At 64.7% G+C, this 15,899-nt stretch carries 9 protein-coding genes; 8 read left to right on the top strand and 1 reads right to left on the bottom strand.

Annotated features, from left to right (window positions below; translation table 11 throughout):
- The 8 genes from EJ072_RS02490 to EJ072_RS02455 all read left to right on the top strand — a co-directional run bounded on the left by EJ072_RS02490 (position 1) and on the right by EJ072_RS02455 (position 14,135).
- Positions 1-783 (top strand): ATP-binding cassette domain-containing protein, encoded by a 783-nt coding sequence (locus tag EJ072_RS02490; protein ID WP_126078422.1) that lies wholly within the window; start codon positions 1-3, stop codon positions 781-783.
- A 138-nt stretch (positions 784-921) separates the two neighbouring features.
- Complete coding sequence (locus EJ072_RS02485; protein WP_126078421.1) at positions 922-3,384, top strand: glycogen/starch/alpha-glucan phosphorylase; 2,463 nt, start codon at positions 922-924, stop codon at positions 3,382-3,384.
- A gap of 196 nt (positions 3,385-3,580) precedes the next feature.
- Positions 3,581-5,794, top strand: coding sequence for a 1,4-alpha-glucan branching protein GlgB (gene glgB, locus EJ072_RS02480; protein ID WP_126083470.1), 2,214 nt, complete (start codon positions 3,581-3,583; stop codon positions 5,792-5,794).
- Positions 5,795-5,857: 63 nt separating this feature from the next.
- Positions 5,858-7,126 (top strand): glucose-1-phosphate adenylyltransferase, encoded by a 1,269-nt coding sequence (gene glgC / locus EJ072_RS02475; protein WP_126078420.1) that lies wholly within the window; start codon positions 5,858-5,860, stop codon positions 7,124-7,126.
- Positions 7,127-7,233: 107 nt separating this feature from the next.
- Complete coding sequence (gene glgA / locus EJ072_RS02470) at positions 7,234-8,679, top strand: glycogen synthase GlgA (RefSeq protein WP_126078419.1); 1,446 nt, start codon at positions 7,234-7,236, stop codon at positions 8,677-8,679.
- Positions 8,680-8,682: 3 nt separating this feature from the next.
- Entirely contained in the window at positions 8,683-10,311 is a 1,629-nt protein-coding gene (locus tag EJ072_RS02465) for an alpha-D-glucose phosphate-specific phosphoglucomutase (protein WP_126078418.1), read from the top strand.
- A gap of 172 nt (positions 10,312-10,483) precedes the next feature.
- Positions 10,484-12,487, top strand: a complete 2,004-nt coding sequence (gene glgX / locus EJ072_RS02460; RefSeq protein WP_126078417.1) for a glycogen debranching protein GlgX — start codon at positions 10,484-10,486, stop codon at positions 12,485-12,487.
- Positions 12,480-14,135 (top strand): alpha-glucosidase family protein, encoded by a 1,656-nt coding sequence (locus EJ072_RS02455; RefSeq protein WP_126078416.1) that lies wholly within the window; start codon positions 12,480-12,482, stop codon positions 14,133-14,135. The genes glgX and EJ072_RS02455 overlap by 8 nt, the downstream gene beginning before the upstream one ends.
- Before the next feature lie 7 nt (positions 14,136-14,142).
- Here the strand turns inward: EJ072_RS02455 and EJ072_RS02450 are convergent, their stop codons facing one another.
- Positions 14,143-15,885: a pilus assembly protein TadG-related protein gene (locus tag EJ072_RS02450; RefSeq protein ID WP_245467162.1), complete on the bottom strand. Its 1,743-nt coding sequence runs from the start codon at positions 15,883-15,885 to the stop codon at positions 14,143-14,145.
- Positions 15,886-15,899: the final 14 nt, after the last annotated feature.

Here is a 15,899-nt window from a genome sequence, read left to right as displayed (position 1 = left end):
ATGAGCCAAGTGCCTGTTCTTACCGCGCGCGGTCTCACCAAGCGCTACGGCCGCGTGACGGCGCTCAACAGCTGCGACTTCGATCTCTATCCGGGCGAGATCCTGGCGGTGATCGGCGACAACGGCGCCGGCAAGTCGACGCTGATCAAGGCGATCTCGGGCGCGGTGATCCCCGACGAGGGGACGATCGAGCTCGACGGCAAGCAGGTGCTGTTCCGCTCGCCCATCGAGGCGCGCGAGGCCGGCATCGAGACCGTCTATCAGAACCTCGCTCTGTCGCCGGCGCTGTCGATCGCCGACAACATGTTCCTTGGCCGCGAGATCCGAAAGCCGGGCCCGCTCGGCAGCTGGTTCCGGATGCTCGATCGTCCGGCGATGGAAAAGCGCGCCCGCGACAAGCTGACCGAGCTCGGCCTGATGACCATCCAGAACATCAGCCAGGCGGTGGAGACGCTTTCCGGCGGCCAGCGCCAGGGCGTGGCGGTGGCGCGCGCCGCCGCCTTCGGCTCGAAAGTGGTGATCATGGACGAACCGACCGCGGCGCTCGGCGTCAAGGAGAGCCGGCGCGTGTTGGAACTGATCCTCGACGTCAAGAAGCGCGGCCTGCCGATCGTGCTCATCTCGCACAACATGCCGCATGTCTTCGAGGTGGCAGACCGCATCCACATCCACCGGCTCGGGCGCCGGCTCTGCGTCGTCGATCCCAAGCAGATTTCAATGTCGGACGCCGTCGCGCTCATGACCGGCGCCAAGAAGCCGCCGGAGGATGCGCTGGCGGCTTGATTCCAGGATAGGTCAACTGCAGCAGGCAGGCTGCTGGCTCGATCACTAAATCGATTGAACGCATGCTGCAATGCGATAGGATGGGCTGGGAGAAACGGCGAAAGCCGCTATGATCAGGCCAACTGAACGAGAGGCGAAATGACATCCGCCATGACGATCGAAGCACCTGTCCTCGACCATCCCGATCCCAAGACGCTTGCCGAAGAAGTCCTGATGTCGCTCAAATACCGGGTCGGCAAGGACACCACCGTCGCCACGCCCTATGACTGGCTGACCGCCTCGATCAAGGTGGTGCGCGACCGCATCGTCGACCACTGGATCCAGGCGACCAAGGAAGCCTACGACCAGCAGGAAAAGCGGGTCTATTACCTCTCGCTCGAATTCCTGATCGGCCGCCTGATGCGCGACGCCTTCTCCAATCTCGATCTGATGGAGAACATGCGCGAGGCGCTGTCCTCGCTCGGCGTCGACCTAGACCTGATCGCTGGCCTCGAGCCAGACGCAGCACTTGGCAATGGCGGTCTCGGCCGTCTCGCCGCCTGCTTCATGGAAAGCATGGCGACCGTCGACATCCCCGCCCACGGCTACGGCATCCGCTACGCCAACGGCATGTTCCGCCAGGAAATCCAGGGTGGTTGGCAGGTCGAATTGCCGGAGACCTGGCTCGACCACGGCAACCCGTGGGAATTCGAGCGGCGAGAACGCTCCTTCGAGGTCGGCTTCGGCGGCTCGGTGGAATCGATCACTTCGAAGGACGGCCGGCTCGAGCGCCACGTCTGGAAGCCGACCGAGCATGTGCTGGCGGTCGCCTACGACACGCCGGTGGCCGGCTGGCGCGCCAGGCGCGTCAACACGCTGAGGCTCTGGTCCGGCATGCCGATCGACCCGATCCTGCTCGACAAGTTCAACGCCGGCGACCACATCGGCGCGCTGGCCGAAAGCAACAAGGCCGACGCGCTGTCGCGCGTGCTTTATCCGGCCGATTCCCACGTGGCCGGCCAGGAGCTTAGGCTCAGGCAGGAATATTTCTTCTCGACCGCTTCGCTGCAGGACATCGTCCAGCGCCACCTCAGCCAATATGGCGACTTGAAGTCTTTGCCCGACAAGGCGGCGATCCATCTCAACGACACGCATCCCGCGGTGGCGGTGCCGGAGCTGATGCGGCTGCTGATGGACGTCCATGGCATGGATTTCGACCTTGCCTGGGACATCACCAAGCGCACCTTCGGCTACACCAACCACACGCTGCTGCCCGAGGCGCTTGAAAGCTGGCCGGTGCCGCTGTTCGAGCGGCTTTTGCCGCGCCACATGCAGATCGTCTACGCCATCAATGCCCAGGTGCTGCTGGAGGCTCGGGCCACCGGAAAATTCTCGGGCGACCAGATCGCACGCATCTCGCTGATCCAGGAAAATGGCGACCGCCGCGTGCGCATGGGCAACCTGGCCTTTGTCGGCTCGCATTCGATCAACGGCGTCTCGGCGCTGCACACCGAACTGATGAAGGAGACGGTGTTCGCCGATCTCCACAAGCTCTATCCCGATCGCATCAACAACAAGACCAACGGCATCACGCCGAGACGCTGGCTGATCCAGTGCAATCCTGGCCTCACCGCGCTTGCCCGCGAGGCCATCGGCGACCGCTTCATGGACGATATTGAGAGGATCAAGGATCTCGACCCCTTGGCCGACGATGCCGCCTTCCGCGAGAAATTCGCCGCCGTGAAGCGCCAGAACAAGGCGCGGCTCGCCAAGCTCGTAGCCGACCGTCTCGGCATCAGGCTCGACCCGTCGGCGCTGTTCGACATCCAGGTCAAGCGCATCCACGAATACAAGCGCCAGCTGCTCAACATCCTGGAGGCGATCGCGCTCTACGACCAGATCCGCTCGCATCCCGAGCGGGACTGGATGCCGCGCGTGAAGTTCTTCGGCGGCAAGGCGGCGCCGAGCTACCACAACGCCAAGCTGATCATCAAACTGGCCAACGACGTCGCGAAGGTCATCAACGGCGATCCGTCGGTGCGCGGCCTGCTGAAAGTTGTCTTCGTGCCGAACTACAATGTCAGCCTGGCCGAGGTGATGATGCCGGCCGCCGACCTCTCCGAGCAGATCTCGACCGCCGGCATGGAGGCATCGGGAACCGGCAACATGAAGTTCGCGCTCAACGGCGCGCTGACCATCGGCACGCTCGACGGAGCCAATGTCGAGATCAAGGAACATGTCGGCGACGACAACATCTTCATCTTCGGCCTCACCACCGCCGAAGTCGCCGAGCGGCGCAACAATGGCTACAACCCGCGCGAAGTGATCGAGGCCTCGCCCGAGCTGTCGCAGGCGGTGTCCGCCATTTCCTCCGGCGTCTTCTCCCCCGACGATCCCGGCCGCTATCGCGACCTGATGAACGGCCTCTACCAGAGCGACTGGTTCATGGTGGCGGCCGACTTCGATTCCTACGCCGCCTGCCAGCGCGAGGTCGACGCCGTCTGGCGCAACAGCCCCGACTGGCACGCGCGCGCAATCCACAACGTCGCCCGCGTCGGCTGGTTCTCGTCCGACCGCACGATCCGCCAATATGCGAAAGACATCTGGAACGTGCCCGTCTGATATGATTGCATGAGCCACCAGGAATGTGGCCCGGTGCATGCCGCCCAAATCACGGCATGTATCAAGACTAAGTTAGTGCATGCCGCCCAAAAGTGCGTAGCGGTTTTGGGATCGCGACATGCGCCAAGACAAAGAACGGCGCGTGCCGCACCAAGGCATGCGCCAGAACAAGATGCCCGGGGAGGGCGACCGCTTGATGAGGAAGCCGCGCGCGACCGCTGCGACAAGCGGGCCGGACGGACTGGCGCCTGCCGGCGATGTCGCGGCGATTGTCGCCGGGACGCATGGCGATCCTTTCGCGGTTCTGGGCGTGCAGGAGGCCGGCAAGGGCTTCGTCGCCCGCTGCTTCGTGCCCAACGCCGAATTCGTCACCGCCTATACGCTGACCGGCAAGGAGGCCGGCGAGCTCTCGCGCCGCGACGATGCCGGCTTCTTCGAGGGCAAGGTCTCGATCCGCAAGCGCCAGCCGCTGCGCTATCACGCCAGGAATGCCGGCGGCGACTGGTGGTTGACCGATCCCTATTCCTTCGGCCCGGTTCTGGGACCGATGGACGACTATTACATGGCCGAAGGCTCGCATCTTAGGCTCTTTGATAAGCTCGGCGCCCACATCATCGATCATGAGGGCGCCACCGGCGTGCATTTCGCGGTCTGGGCGCCCAATGCCAGGCGCGTCTCCGTGGTCGGCGCCTTCAACGACTGGGACGGGCGCCGCCACACCATGCGCGACCGCAAGGACACCGGCATCTGGGAATTGTTCATCCCCGATCTCGCCGCGGGCCAGCCCTACAAGTTCGAGATCATCGGACCGGACGGCGTGCGCCTGCCGCTCAAGGCCGACCCGTTCGCCTTCGAATCGGAACTGCGCCCGGCGACCGCCTCGGTGACGGCGCCGCCGATGGCGCATCAGTGGGGCGACGAGGCGCATCGCGGCTACTGGCGCAAGGCCGATCCCCGGCGCGAGGCGATCTCGATCTACGAGGTCCATGCCGGCTCCTGGCAGCGCCGCGACGACGGAACGTTCCTCTCCTGGGACGAGCTCGCCGCGCGGCTGATCCCTTACGTGGTCGACACCGGCTTCACCCATATCGAGTTCCTGCCGATCTCGGAGCATCCTTACGATCCGTCCTGGGGTTACCAGACCACCGGCCTTTACGCGCCGACGGCCCGTTTCGGCGACCCCGACGGCTTCGCCCGCTTCGTCGACGGCGCGCATCGCGCCGGCATCGGCGTCATTCTTGACTGGGTGCCGGCGCATTTCCCGGTCGACGAGCACGGGCTGGCGCAATTCGACGGCACCGCGCTCTACGAGCATGCCGATCCGCGACAGGGTTTTCACCCGGATTGGAACACCGCGATCTACAATTTCGGCCGCCGCGAGGTGGTGTCGTTCCTCGTCAACAACGCGCTGTTCTGGGCCGAGAAATACCATGTCGACGGATTGCGCGTCGATGCGGTCGCCTCGATGCTCTACCTCGATTATTCGCGCAAGGCGGGCGAATGGATCCCCAATGAGAAGGGCGGGCGCGAGAACCTGCATGCCGTCAGCTTCCTGCAGAAGATGAACAAGGAGCTCTACGGCCACCACCCCGGCGTGATGACGATCGCCGAGGAATCGACCTCATGGCCGAAAGTGTCGCGTCCCGTGCATGAGGGCGGGCTCGGCTTCGGCTTCAAGTGGAATATGGGCTTCATGCATGACACGCTGGAGTACCTTTCCAAGGAGCCGATCTTCCGCAAGCATCACCACAACGACATCACCTTCGGCCTGGTCTACGCGTTCTCGGAAAACTTCGTGCTGCCGCTCTCGCATGACGAGGTCGTGCACGGCAAAGGCACGCTGCTCCACAAGATGGCCGGCGACGACTGGCAGAAGTTTGCGACGCTGCGCGCCTATTACGCCTTCATGTGGGGCTATCCCGGCAAGAAGCTCCTGTTCATGGGCCAGGAATTCGCCCAGCGCCGCGAGTGGAGCGAGGCGCGCGCGCTCGACTGGAACCTGCTCGAATTCGCGCCGCATCGCGGCGTCTGGCAGACCGTGCGCGACCTGAACTACCTCTACCGTTCGCGCCCGGCCCTGCATGCGCGCGACTGCGAGCCGGAGGGCTTTTCCTGGCTGATCGTCGACGACCGCGACAATTCGGTCTTCGCCTGGCTGCGCAACGCGCCGGACGGCAACCCGGTCGCCGTCATCTCCAATTTCACGCCGGTGCCGCGCGAGAACTATCGCGTGCCGCTGCCGAAGGCGGGAAAGTGGCGCGAAATCATCAATACGGATGCCGCCGACTATGGCGGCTCCGGCATGGGCAATGGCGGCATGATCGAGGCGAGCGGGGAAGGGGGCGGCGTATCGGCGACGATGCTGCTGCCGCCGCTGTCGACGATCATGCTGGAATTCGTCACGGACTGAAGCAGATGATGTCTCATCCTGCCCTTGCAACGGTCCGGGCAGCTTGTTTGGGAGGGTAACAAAATGGCAGAGATCAAAAGAACCCAGCCGCTGGCGCGCGACGCCATGGCCTATGTGCTGGCCGGCGGCCGCGGCAGCCGCCTCAAGGAACTGACCGATCGGCGCGCCAAACCCGCCGTCTATTTCGGCGGCAAGACGCGCATCATCGATTTCGCCCTCTCCAATGCGCTGAACTCAGGCATCCGCCGCCTCGGCGTCGCCACCCAGTACAAGGCGCATTCGCTGATCCGCCACCTGCAGCGCGGCTGGAACTTCCTGCGTCCAGAGCGAAACGAGAGCTTCGACATCCTGCCGGCGTCGCAGCGCGTTTCGGAAACGCAATGGTATGAAGGCACTGCCGACGCCGTCTACCAGAACATCGACATCATCGAGGCCTATGGGCCGGAATACATGGTCATCCTCGCCGGCGACCACATCTACAAGATGGACTACGAACTTATGCTGCGCCAGCATGTCGATGCCGGGGCCGACGTCACCGTCGGCTGCCTGGAAGTGCCGCGCCTGGAGGCGACCGGCTTCGGCGTCATGCATGTCGATGCCAAGGACAACATCATCGCCTTCGTCGAAAAGCCTGCCGATCCGCCGGGCATTCCGGACAAGCCGGAATTCGCGCTCGCCTCGATGGGCATCTATGTTTTCAAGACCAAGTTCCTGATGGAGCAGCTGCGCCGCGACGCCGCCGAGCCCGGCTCCAGCCGCGACTTCGGCAAGGACATCATCCCCTATATCGTCCAGCACGGTAAGGCGATCGCCCACCGCTTCGCCAAATCCTGCGTGCGCTCCTCGCATGAGTCCGAGCCCTACTGGCGAGACGTCGGAACCGTCGATGCCTATTGGGAAGCCAATATCGACCTGACTGATATCACGCCCGAGCTCGACCTTTATGACCGCGACTGGCCGATCTGGACCTATGCGGAATTGAAGCCGCCGGCAAAGTTCGTGCATGACGAGGATGGCCGCCGCGGCGAGGCGATCTCCTCGCTGGTGTCCGGCGACTGCATCGTCTCCGGCGCCTCGCTGCGCCGCAGCCTGATCTTCACCGGCGCGCGCATTAATTCGTATTCGAAGCTGGAGGAGGTGGTGATGCTGCCCGACGTGACTGTCGGCCGCAACGCGCGCCTCAAGCGCGTCGTCATCGACCATGGCGTGCAGATCCCCGAGGGGCTGGTGGTCGGCGAGGATCCGGCCCTCGACGCCAAGCGTTTTCGCGTATCGGAAAAGGGCATCTGCCTGATCACGCAGGACATGATCAACAAGTTGTCGACCCCATAGGGGTCGATCAATAAGCTGTCGACCTGCCGATCAACCCTATCGGGTTGACGGCTTGATCAACAGATTGTCACTTTGACCTGTCACGTTGAGATCGGAATGTGGAGCGCATGCAGGTTCTGTCGGTCACGCCCGAAATCTTCCCGCTGATCAAGACCGGCGGGCTTGCCGACGTGACCGGCGCCCTGCCGATCGCGCTGGCCGGGAAGGGCGTGGCGATGCGCACGCTGGTTCCCGGCTATCCTGTCGTGATGGCTGCCTTCGCAAAGAAGAAACCCGTGTACCAGTATCCGTTGCTGCAGGGCGGCAAGGCTTCGATCCATGCCGTCAAGATCGGCGACCTCGATCTCTTCGTTTTGGACGCGCCGCATCTCTTCGATCGCCAGGGCGGCCCTTACGGCACCGCATCCGGCGCCGACTGGCCGGACAATTGGCGGCGCTTCGCGGCGCTGAGCCAGGTCGGCGGCGACATTGCCGGCGGCGCGATCTCTGGTTACCAGCCGGACATCGTTCATGCCCATGACTGGCAGTCGGCGATGACGCTTGCCTATATGCGCTACGGCAAGGCCGTCGGCCTGCCGTCGCTGATCACCGTGCACAACCTCGCCTTCCAGGGGCAGTTCGGGGCTGGAATCTTCGGCGAGCTCGGCCTGCCGGCCGTGGCCATGCAGCTCGACGGCGTTGAATATTATGGTGGCGTTGGCTTCCTCAAGGCCGGTCTGCAGGCGGCCTGGGCCATCACAACGGTGAGCCCGACCTATGCGCAGGAAATCCGCTCGCCGGAGTTCGGCATGGGCCTCGACGGCCTGATCAACATGCGGGCCACCGACCTCTACGGCATCGTCAACGGCATCGATGTCGACATCTGGAACCCTCAGACGGACAAACATCTGGTCGCCAATTATTCGGCCGAAACGCTTGCCGCCCGCGCCAAGAACCGCAAGGCCGTCGAGGAGCGCTTCAGCCTGAAGGCGGATGGCAGCCCGATCGTCTGCGTCGTCAGCCGGCTGACCTGGCAGAAGGGCATGGACATACTGGCGGCGGTCGTCGACGGCATCGTCGCCGCCGGCGCGCGCCTCGCCATTCTCGGCTCGGGCGATGCCGGCCTCGAAGGCACGCTGCTTGCCGCCGCCGCGCGGCATCGCGGCCGTGTCGGCGTCGTCGTCGGTTACGACGAGGGGCTGTCGCATGTCATGCAGGGCGGCTGCGACGCCATAATCATACCCTCGCGTTTCGAGCCCTGCGGGCTGACCCAGCTCTACGGCCTGCGCTACGGCTGCGTGCCGGTCGTCGCCAGGACCGGCGGCTTGGCCGACACCATCATCGACGCCAACGAGGCGGCGTTGTCGGCTGGCGTCGCCACCGGTTTCCAGTTCGCGCCCAACAATGGCGGCGCGATGCTCCATGCGATCCAGCGGCTGGTCGAGCAGCATGCTCGCCCGGCGACCTGGGCTTCGATCCAGCGCCAGGGCATGAAGGCCGATGTCTCCTGGGACAAGAGCGCCGAAAGATACGTCGAACTCTATCGCTTGCTGCATTCGAAAAGGGCTGCCTGAGGCATGATAAAAACCGTCCCCACCAAACCCTATACCGACCAGAAGCCCGGCACGTCCGGCCTGCGCAAGAAGGTGCCGGTGTTCCAGCAGGAGCACTATGCCGAGAACTTCATCCAATCGATCTTCGACGCGCTGGACGGTTTTGAGGGCAAGACGCTGGTGATCGGCGGCGACGGCCGCTTCTACAACCGCGAGGTCATCCAGAAGGCCATCGCCATTGCCGCCGGCAACGGCTTCGGCAAGGTGATGGTCGGCCGGGGCGGCATTCTCTCGACGCCCGCCGCCTCCAACGTCATCCGCAAATACAAGACATTCGGCGGCATCATCCTGTCGGCCAGCCACAATCCCGGCGGCCCGCACGAGGATTTCGGCATCAAATACAATGCCGGCAATGGCGGCCCGGCGCCGGAGAAGGTCACCGACGCGATCTTCGCCAGGTCGAAGGAGATCAAGAGCTTCAAGATCGCCGATATCGGCGAGATCGACATCGACACGATCGGCACCGTCAAGGCGGGCGACATGACCGTCGAGATCATCGACCCGGTCAAGGACTATGCCGAGTTGATGGAGAGCCTCTTCGACTTCGAGGCGCTGAGGAAGCTCTTTAAGTCCGGCTTCCGCATGCGTTTCGATGCCATGCACGCGGTGACCGGTCCCTATGCCAAGGAGATCCTCGAACGCCGGCTCGGCGCGCCGGACGGCACCTGCCGCAACTTCAAGCCGCTGCCCGATTTCGGCGGCCATCATCCGGATCCGAACCTGGTGCATGCAAAACATCTCTATGACGAGATGATGGGACCCGACGCGCCGGATTTCGGCGCGGCCTCAGACGGCGACGGCGACCGTAACCTGATCATCGGCAAAGGCATCTTCGTCACGCCCTCGGATTCGGTCGCGATGCTCGCCGCCAATGCCAAACTGGCGCCGGGCTACAAGGACGGCCTGAAGGGCATCGCTCGCTCGATGCCGACCAGCGGCGCCGCCGACCGCGTCGCCGAAAAGCTCGGCATCGGCATCTACGAGACACCGACCGGCTGGAAGTTCTTCGGCAACCTGCTCGACGCCGGCATGGCGACGATCTGCGGCGAGGAAAGCGCCGGCACCGGCTCCAACCATGTGCGCGAGAAGGACGGCCTTTGGGCGGTGCTTCTATGGCTCAACATCCTCGCCGCGCGCGGCGAGAGCTGCAAGCAGATCGTCACCGAGCACTGGGCGACCTACGGCCGAAACTACTATTCGCGCCACGACTATGAGGAGGTCGAGAGCGACCGCGCCAACGCGCTGGTGGATGAGCTGCGCGCCAAGCTCGGTTCGCTGCCCGGAACGAGCGTGCGCGGCTTGAAGATCGCCAAGGCCGACGATTTTGCCTATCACGATCCGGTCGACGGCTCGGTGAGCAAGAACCAGGGCATCCGGATATTGTTCGAAGGCGGCTCGCGCGTCGTGCTGCGCCTCTCCGGCACCGGCACCTCTGGCGCGACGCTGCGCGTCTATATCGAGCGCTACGAACCGGACAAGGCCAGGCACGACCTCGACACGCAGGAAGCACTCGCCGACTTGATCGCCGCCGCCGACGACATCGCCGGCATCAAGAGCCACACCGGCCGCAACAAGCCGAGCGTGATTACTTGAGGGTGGCGGGGCGCGCCTTTCCTTCCCCCCTTGTGGGGGAAGGTGGATCGGCGCGTAGCGCCGAGACGGATGAGGGGTGCTGGCCGGATCGCCGTCGTCGCCAAGCTGGAGCACCCCTCATCCGTCGCCTTCGGCGACACCTTCTCCCACAGGGGGAGAAGGGGGAGCCTACATGACCCTCGGCGCCACCATCACCGCCGAAGGCATCCGCTTTGCCGCCTGGTCCTCATCGGCGCGGCGCCTCTGGGTCTCGCTTTTCGACGACAGCGGTGCGCGCGAGATCGACCGGCTGGAGTTGAAGTCGGAAGGCGAGGGCGTGCGCGCGCTCCTTGTCTCCGGCCTTGGTAGCGGCTGCCGCTACGGCTTCCGCGCCGATGGCGACTATGCGCCGGAACGCGGCCTGTGGTCCGATCCCGACAAGCTGCTCACCGATCCCTACGCCGTCGAGATCGATCGTCCCTACCAATACCATTGGCGGCTTGCCGCCAAGCGCAACGAGGGCGCCGACACCGCACCCCTGATGCCCAAGGCGATAGTGGTGGCGCCGCTTGAGGCGGTGGCGCCTTTGCCGCCCCTCTTCAATCCCGGCGGCCTGATTTACGAACTGAATGTCCGCTCCTTCACCAGGCTCCATCCCGACATCCCGGAAGCGCAGCGGGGCACCATCGCGGCGCTCGCCCATCCCGCCATCATCGAGCACCTGAAGCGTCTCGGCGTCTCGGCCGTCGAGCTGATGCCGGTCACCGCGTCGATCGACGAGCGGCACCTGCCGCCATTGGGCTTAAGCAACGCCTGGGGCTACAACCCCGTTACCTTCATGGCGCTCGACCCGCGCCTGGTGCCGGGTGGTCTGAGGGAGTTGCGCGACACCGTCGCCGCGCTGCGCGAGGCTGGCATCGGCACCATACTCGACCTCGTCTTCAACCATACCGGGGAGAGCGACCGGCTCGGGCCGACGCTGTCGCTGCGCGGGCTCGATGCGCTGGCTTACTACGGGCATCAGCCGGATGGCCAACTGGTCAACGACACTGGCACCGGCAACACGGTAGCCTGCGATCATCCGGTGGTGCGCGAGATGGTGCTCGACACGCTCCGACACTTCGTCCGCTTCGCCGGCGTCGACGGCTTCCGCTTCGATCTGGCGCCGGTGCTCGGTCGCGTCGATGGCGCCTTCGATCCGGAAGCGCCGCTGCTGCAGGCTATAGCCGGCGATCCCGTGCTCGCCGACCGCGTGCTGATCGCCGAGCCCTGGGATATCGGCCCGAACGGCTACCAGCTCGGCAATTTCCGCCCGCCCTATCTGGAATGGAATGACCGTTACCGCGACGATGTCAGGCGCTTTTGGCGCGGCGACGCCGGCGCGATCGGTGCGCTGGCGACACGGCTTGCCGGCTCCTCCGACGTCTTCGGCAGGGACAGCCGTCCGACGACCCGAACGGTCAACTTCATCGCCGCGCATGACGGCATGACGCTCGCCGATATCGTCGCCTATGAGCGCAAGCACAACGAGGCCAATGGCGAACAGAACCGCGACGGCCATAACGACAATCTGTCCTGGAACAACGGCACCGAAGGCGAGACGGACGACGAGGCGATCAGCCTGGCCCGCTCCAACGACCGGCGCGCGTTGCTCGCCACCCTCTTTGCCTCGCGCGGCACCATCATGCTGACGGCCGGCGACGAGTTCGGCCGCACGCAGCTAGGCAACAACAACGCCTATGCGCAGGACAACGCCATCACCTGGCTCGACTGGGCCGGCCGCGATCAGGCGTTGGAGCAATACACAGCGTCGCTTGCCGCGCTGCGCCGGGCCTTTCCTGCGCTGGCGGGCACACGCTTCCTAACCGGTGAGCCCGCCGATGGTGGAGAATTTCCCGACGTGGCCTGGCTCACCGAGACCGGCGTACCGCTCGGCGAGTCCGACTGGAACGAAGCCGGCCGACATCGCCTCGTCATGCTGCTCGGCGATAGCCAGGGCGAGCGCCTCGCGATCCTCGTCAATGGCGACCGCCGCCAATGCGTCTTCTCCTTGCCTGCGCGCGAGGGTTTTGAATGGCGCCCCGCAATCGAAGCGCAGCCTGACGACATCGCGCGACCGCTCTCCGGACGCAGCGTCAATTTCATGATCGAGCAACGTGCCGCTAAAGCGCGCAGCAGGAAGGGTTCTAATGGCTGACGAGAATGCGGAGCGGGGGAGTGAATGGTGGCGCGGCTGCGTCATCTACCAGGTCTATCCGCGCTCCTTCCAGGACACGACCGGCAACGGCAGCGGTGACCTCAATGGCATCACGGCCAGGCTTGCGCATGTCGCCTCTCTCGGCGCCGACGCGGTCTGGTTGTCGCCCTTCTTCAAGTCGCCGATGGCCGACATGGGCTATGACGTGTCCGACTATCGCGACGTCGATCCGATGTTCGGCACGCCAGAGGATTTCGACGCGCTCATCGCCGAGGCGCACCGGCTCGGCCTGAAGCTCATCATCGACCAGGTGATCTCGCATTCTTCCGACAAGCATGAATGGTTCGTCGAAAGCCGCGCCAGCCGCGACAATGCCAAGGCTGACTGGTACGTCTGGGCCGATGCGAAGCCGGACGGCAGCGCGCCCAACAATTGGCAATCGCTATTCGGCGGCCCCGCCTGGGAGTGGGACGCCACCCGCCGGCAGTACTACATGCACAATTTCCTCGCCGCGCAGCCGGATTTCAACTTTCACAATCCGAAGGTCCAGGATGCGCTGCTCGACACCGTGCGCTTCTGGCTGGAGCGCGGCGTCGACGGTTTTCGGCTGGACACCGTCAACTACTATGTCCACGACCGCTGGCTGCGCGACAACCCGCCTTTGGCCGCGAGCGTCGCCGGCACCAACGGTGCGACCAGCACCTATGCCTTCCAGGAGCATCTCTTCGACAAGACGCGTCCCGAGAATCTCGACTTCCTGAAACGCTTCCGCGCGCTGCTCGACGAATATCCGGACCGCGCCGCGGTCGGCGAGGTGGGCGACGAGGAGCGTTCGCTGCAGACGCTCGCCGCCTATGTCTCCGGCGGCGACAAATTGCAGATGTGCTACACTTTCGACCTGCTCAGCCCGCAATTTTCCGCCGCCCATGTGCGCGGCTGCGTGGAGGCGTTCGAGACGACCGCCCCGGACGGCTGGGTCTGCTGGGCCTTCTCCAACCATGACGTCGTGCGCCATGTCAGCCGCTGGACGCGGCCCGGCGAGAGCCCGGACGCGGTGGCGAAGTTCTCGATCGCGCTGCTGTCATGCCTGCGCGGCTCGATCTGCCTCTATCAGGGCGAGGAACTGGGGCTGGAGGAAGCCGAGCTGGCTTATGAGGATCTGCGCGATCCCGTCGGCATCCGTTTCTGGCCGGGCGTGAAGGGCAGGGACGGCTGCCGCACGCCGATGGTCTGGCAGGCGGAGGCGGAAAATGCCGGATTCTCGACGGCCAAGCCCTGGCTGCCCGTGCCGCTGGCGCATCGCGGCCGCGCGGTCGACATTCAGGATGGCGAAGGCGGTTCCGTGCTCGCGGCCTACCGTTCGATCCTTGCGCTGCGCAAGCGTCATCCGGCACTGATCGCCGGCTCCATCCGTTTTCTCGAGGCCGAGGGCGATGTGCTGGCCTTCATCCGCCAGCAGGAAGACGAGAGATTGCTGTGCGTTTTCAACTTCGCCGCGGAGCCGGCGAACTGGGCGCTGCCGGCCGAGATCGGGGATGTCGAGATAACGGCTCTTGCCGTTGATGTCGCGGGCGTTCTTGGCGGCGTTGTCGAGGAGAGCGCGCTGGCGTTGCCGCCCTTGGGCAGTTTTGTCGGAAGGATTGGCTGATAGCGGCCTACTGGACGAGGACCGAGCGGCCGCATGTCGCGCCGGTCACGCGCACATCGGCCTCGCCGACATGCACGCCCAGTGTCCCAAGCACGTTGTAGACCAGGCTGTCGACCGGCGCGGTCACGCCGTTGAGCAGCGTTGTCACCGCCGGCTTGACCGCGCCGAGCAGGGCGGTCACATCGAGGCCGAGCCCCAGCGCGTTGACCGACAACGACAGTTTGTTGATCAACGATGTCGTCAGCGACTGCGTCAGGTTCCTTGTCGACACCGTCTTGATCGCCTTGTTGGCGATGTCGGTGGCACTATAGGTCAGCGTGGTCGGCGCCATGTTGGTGATTGAAAAGGCCGACGATCCTTTGATCTGCAGCAGGTTGAGGTTGATCAGCAACAGCTTGAGGCTGACATCCGCGATCTCGGCGTCGGAGAAGGATTGCGGCTTGGTGAAGTCCGCGAAACCACTGGCGTTGCTGTCGGCCAGATGAGCCTCGACGACTCCTGGTTGCGTGGCGATCGAGACCTTGATGCTGGAGGGGCCGGTCGGACAGGTGATATCGGTCAGCTTGGCCTCGGCATAGGCGACCTCGACATTGAGCGGCAGGTTGACGGCAAGCAGATTGATGCCGCCGCCGAGATTGGAATTGCCGACGGTGACGCTGGCGTTGAGCTTGATGCGTGTCTGCGCCGTGCGCACCACGGTGCCTGATTCCCCCACCGCGAGCCAGGGCGAGTTCTGCATGGGCTCGCCGATGGCGATGGCAAGCGTCGTCGATGCCAGCCCCGGTATGGTAGCGCCGAGATTGACCGCGACCTGGTTCGTGCCGTTGGCCAAAGCCGCCGCCGCCGTCAACATGCTGAGCGCGCTGGCCTCGACCGACAGCCCGGCGGGTTTCTGTCCAAGGCCCAGGCCGCCCACCGGGCCAAGGTCGACGAGAGTGCTGAGCGGAATCTTGACAGTATTGGTGGCGCTGGAAGCCATGGTCTGCAATGCGATCTTGGCCGTACGGTCCAGCCCCGGCACGTTGGCCATGGCGGTGGCGATCTGGCCGACCGTCGCCTTCGAGGCGAGCACGTCCGAATAGGAAACGCCGGTCAGCCTGAGCTGCACGGCAAGTTGGTCGACGAAGGAGAGCACGTCGACATCGGCCGAGATCAGCGAATTGTAGTCCATCACGCTGAGCGAGATGTTGCCGCCGAGAAGGCTGCCGATAAGCGCGTTGAGAATGCCGCCATTGAGACTGGCGAGTCGCGAGCCGACCGAGAAAGCTGCCTGCGGCTGCGCGCTGGCGATGGCCGTCGTGCCGAGTGTGGGCGGCGCCATGATCGAGCCGGCGAAATAGAGCGTGCCTTGCTTCTTCAGCGACACCTGCACGGCATTGTAGGGCAGCTTGCCCGCCTCGAACCGGTTGCCGGCGGCAATGGTGCTGACGCCGGTGTAGCGCCCCGGCACGATCTGGACGACCGCCTTGGTGGCGGTTGGCGCCACGTTGGTGCCTTGTTGCTGCACCGCGACCGAGGTGATGCCGTTGTCGGCGAGCGTCGTCAGCACCGCCTGCTGGGCATTGGGGATGTTCGAGGCCGCGGTGATGGCGGCGAGATCGACGATCGACTGCGCGGCACGGCGCTCGTTGTAAAGGGAACCTTCGTCGATCGCGAAGGCGGTCAGCGCCAGCGCGACTGGCGTGCACAGCGCCGTCATCACGGCGAAATTCGCGCTACGGTCGGCGACGAGCCTCCTCGTCGCCGCCATCAATCCCCCCTTGA

Origin of the sequence: Mesorhizobium sp. M2A.F.Ca.ET.046.03.2.1 (assembly GCF_003952425.1) — a bacterium.
Taxonomy (GTDB): domain Bacteria; phylum Pseudomonadota; class Alphaproteobacteria; order Rhizobiales; family Rhizobiaceae; genus Mesorhizobium.
The sequence above is the reverse complement of the archived record's forward strand: the minus strand, read 5'-3'. Positions and strand labels throughout refer to the sequence as shown.

Bases quoted from the DNA above. Each gene is read 5' to 3' on its own strand.
- EJ072_RS02490 (WP_126078422.1), top strand. From the start codon at position 1: ATGAGCCAAGTGCCTGTTCTTACCGCGCGCGGTCTCACCAAGCGCTAC.
- EJ072_RS02485 (WP_126078421.1), top strand. From the start codon at position 922: ATGACATCCGCCATGACGATCGAAGCACCTGTCCTCGACCATCCCGAT.
- glgB (WP_126083470.1), top strand. From the start codon at position 3,581: ATGAGGAAGCCGCGCGCGACCGCTGCGACAAGCGGGCCGGACGGACTG.
- glgC (WP_126078420.1), top strand. From the start codon at position 5,858: ATGGCAGAGATCAAAAGAACCCAGCCGCTGGCGCGCGACGCCATGGCC.
- glgA (WP_126078419.1), top strand. From the start codon at position 7,234: ATGCAGGTTCTGTCGGTCACGCCCGAAATCTTCCCGCTGATCAAGACC.
- EJ072_RS02465 (WP_126078418.1), top strand. From the start codon at position 8,683: ATGATAAAAACCGTCCCCACCAAACCCTATACCGACCAGAAGCCCGGC.
- glgX (WP_126078417.1), top strand. From the start codon at position 10,484: ATGACCCTCGGCGCCACCATCACCGCCGAAGGCATCCGCTTTGCCGCC.
- EJ072_RS02455 (WP_126078416.1), top strand. From the start codon at position 12,480: ATGGCTGACGAGAATGCGGAGCGGGGGAGTGAATGGTGGCGCGGCTGC.
- EJ072_RS02450 (WP_245467162.1), bottom strand. From the start codon at position 15,885: ATGGCGGCGACGAGGAGGCTCGTCGCCGACCGTAGCGCGAATTTCGCC.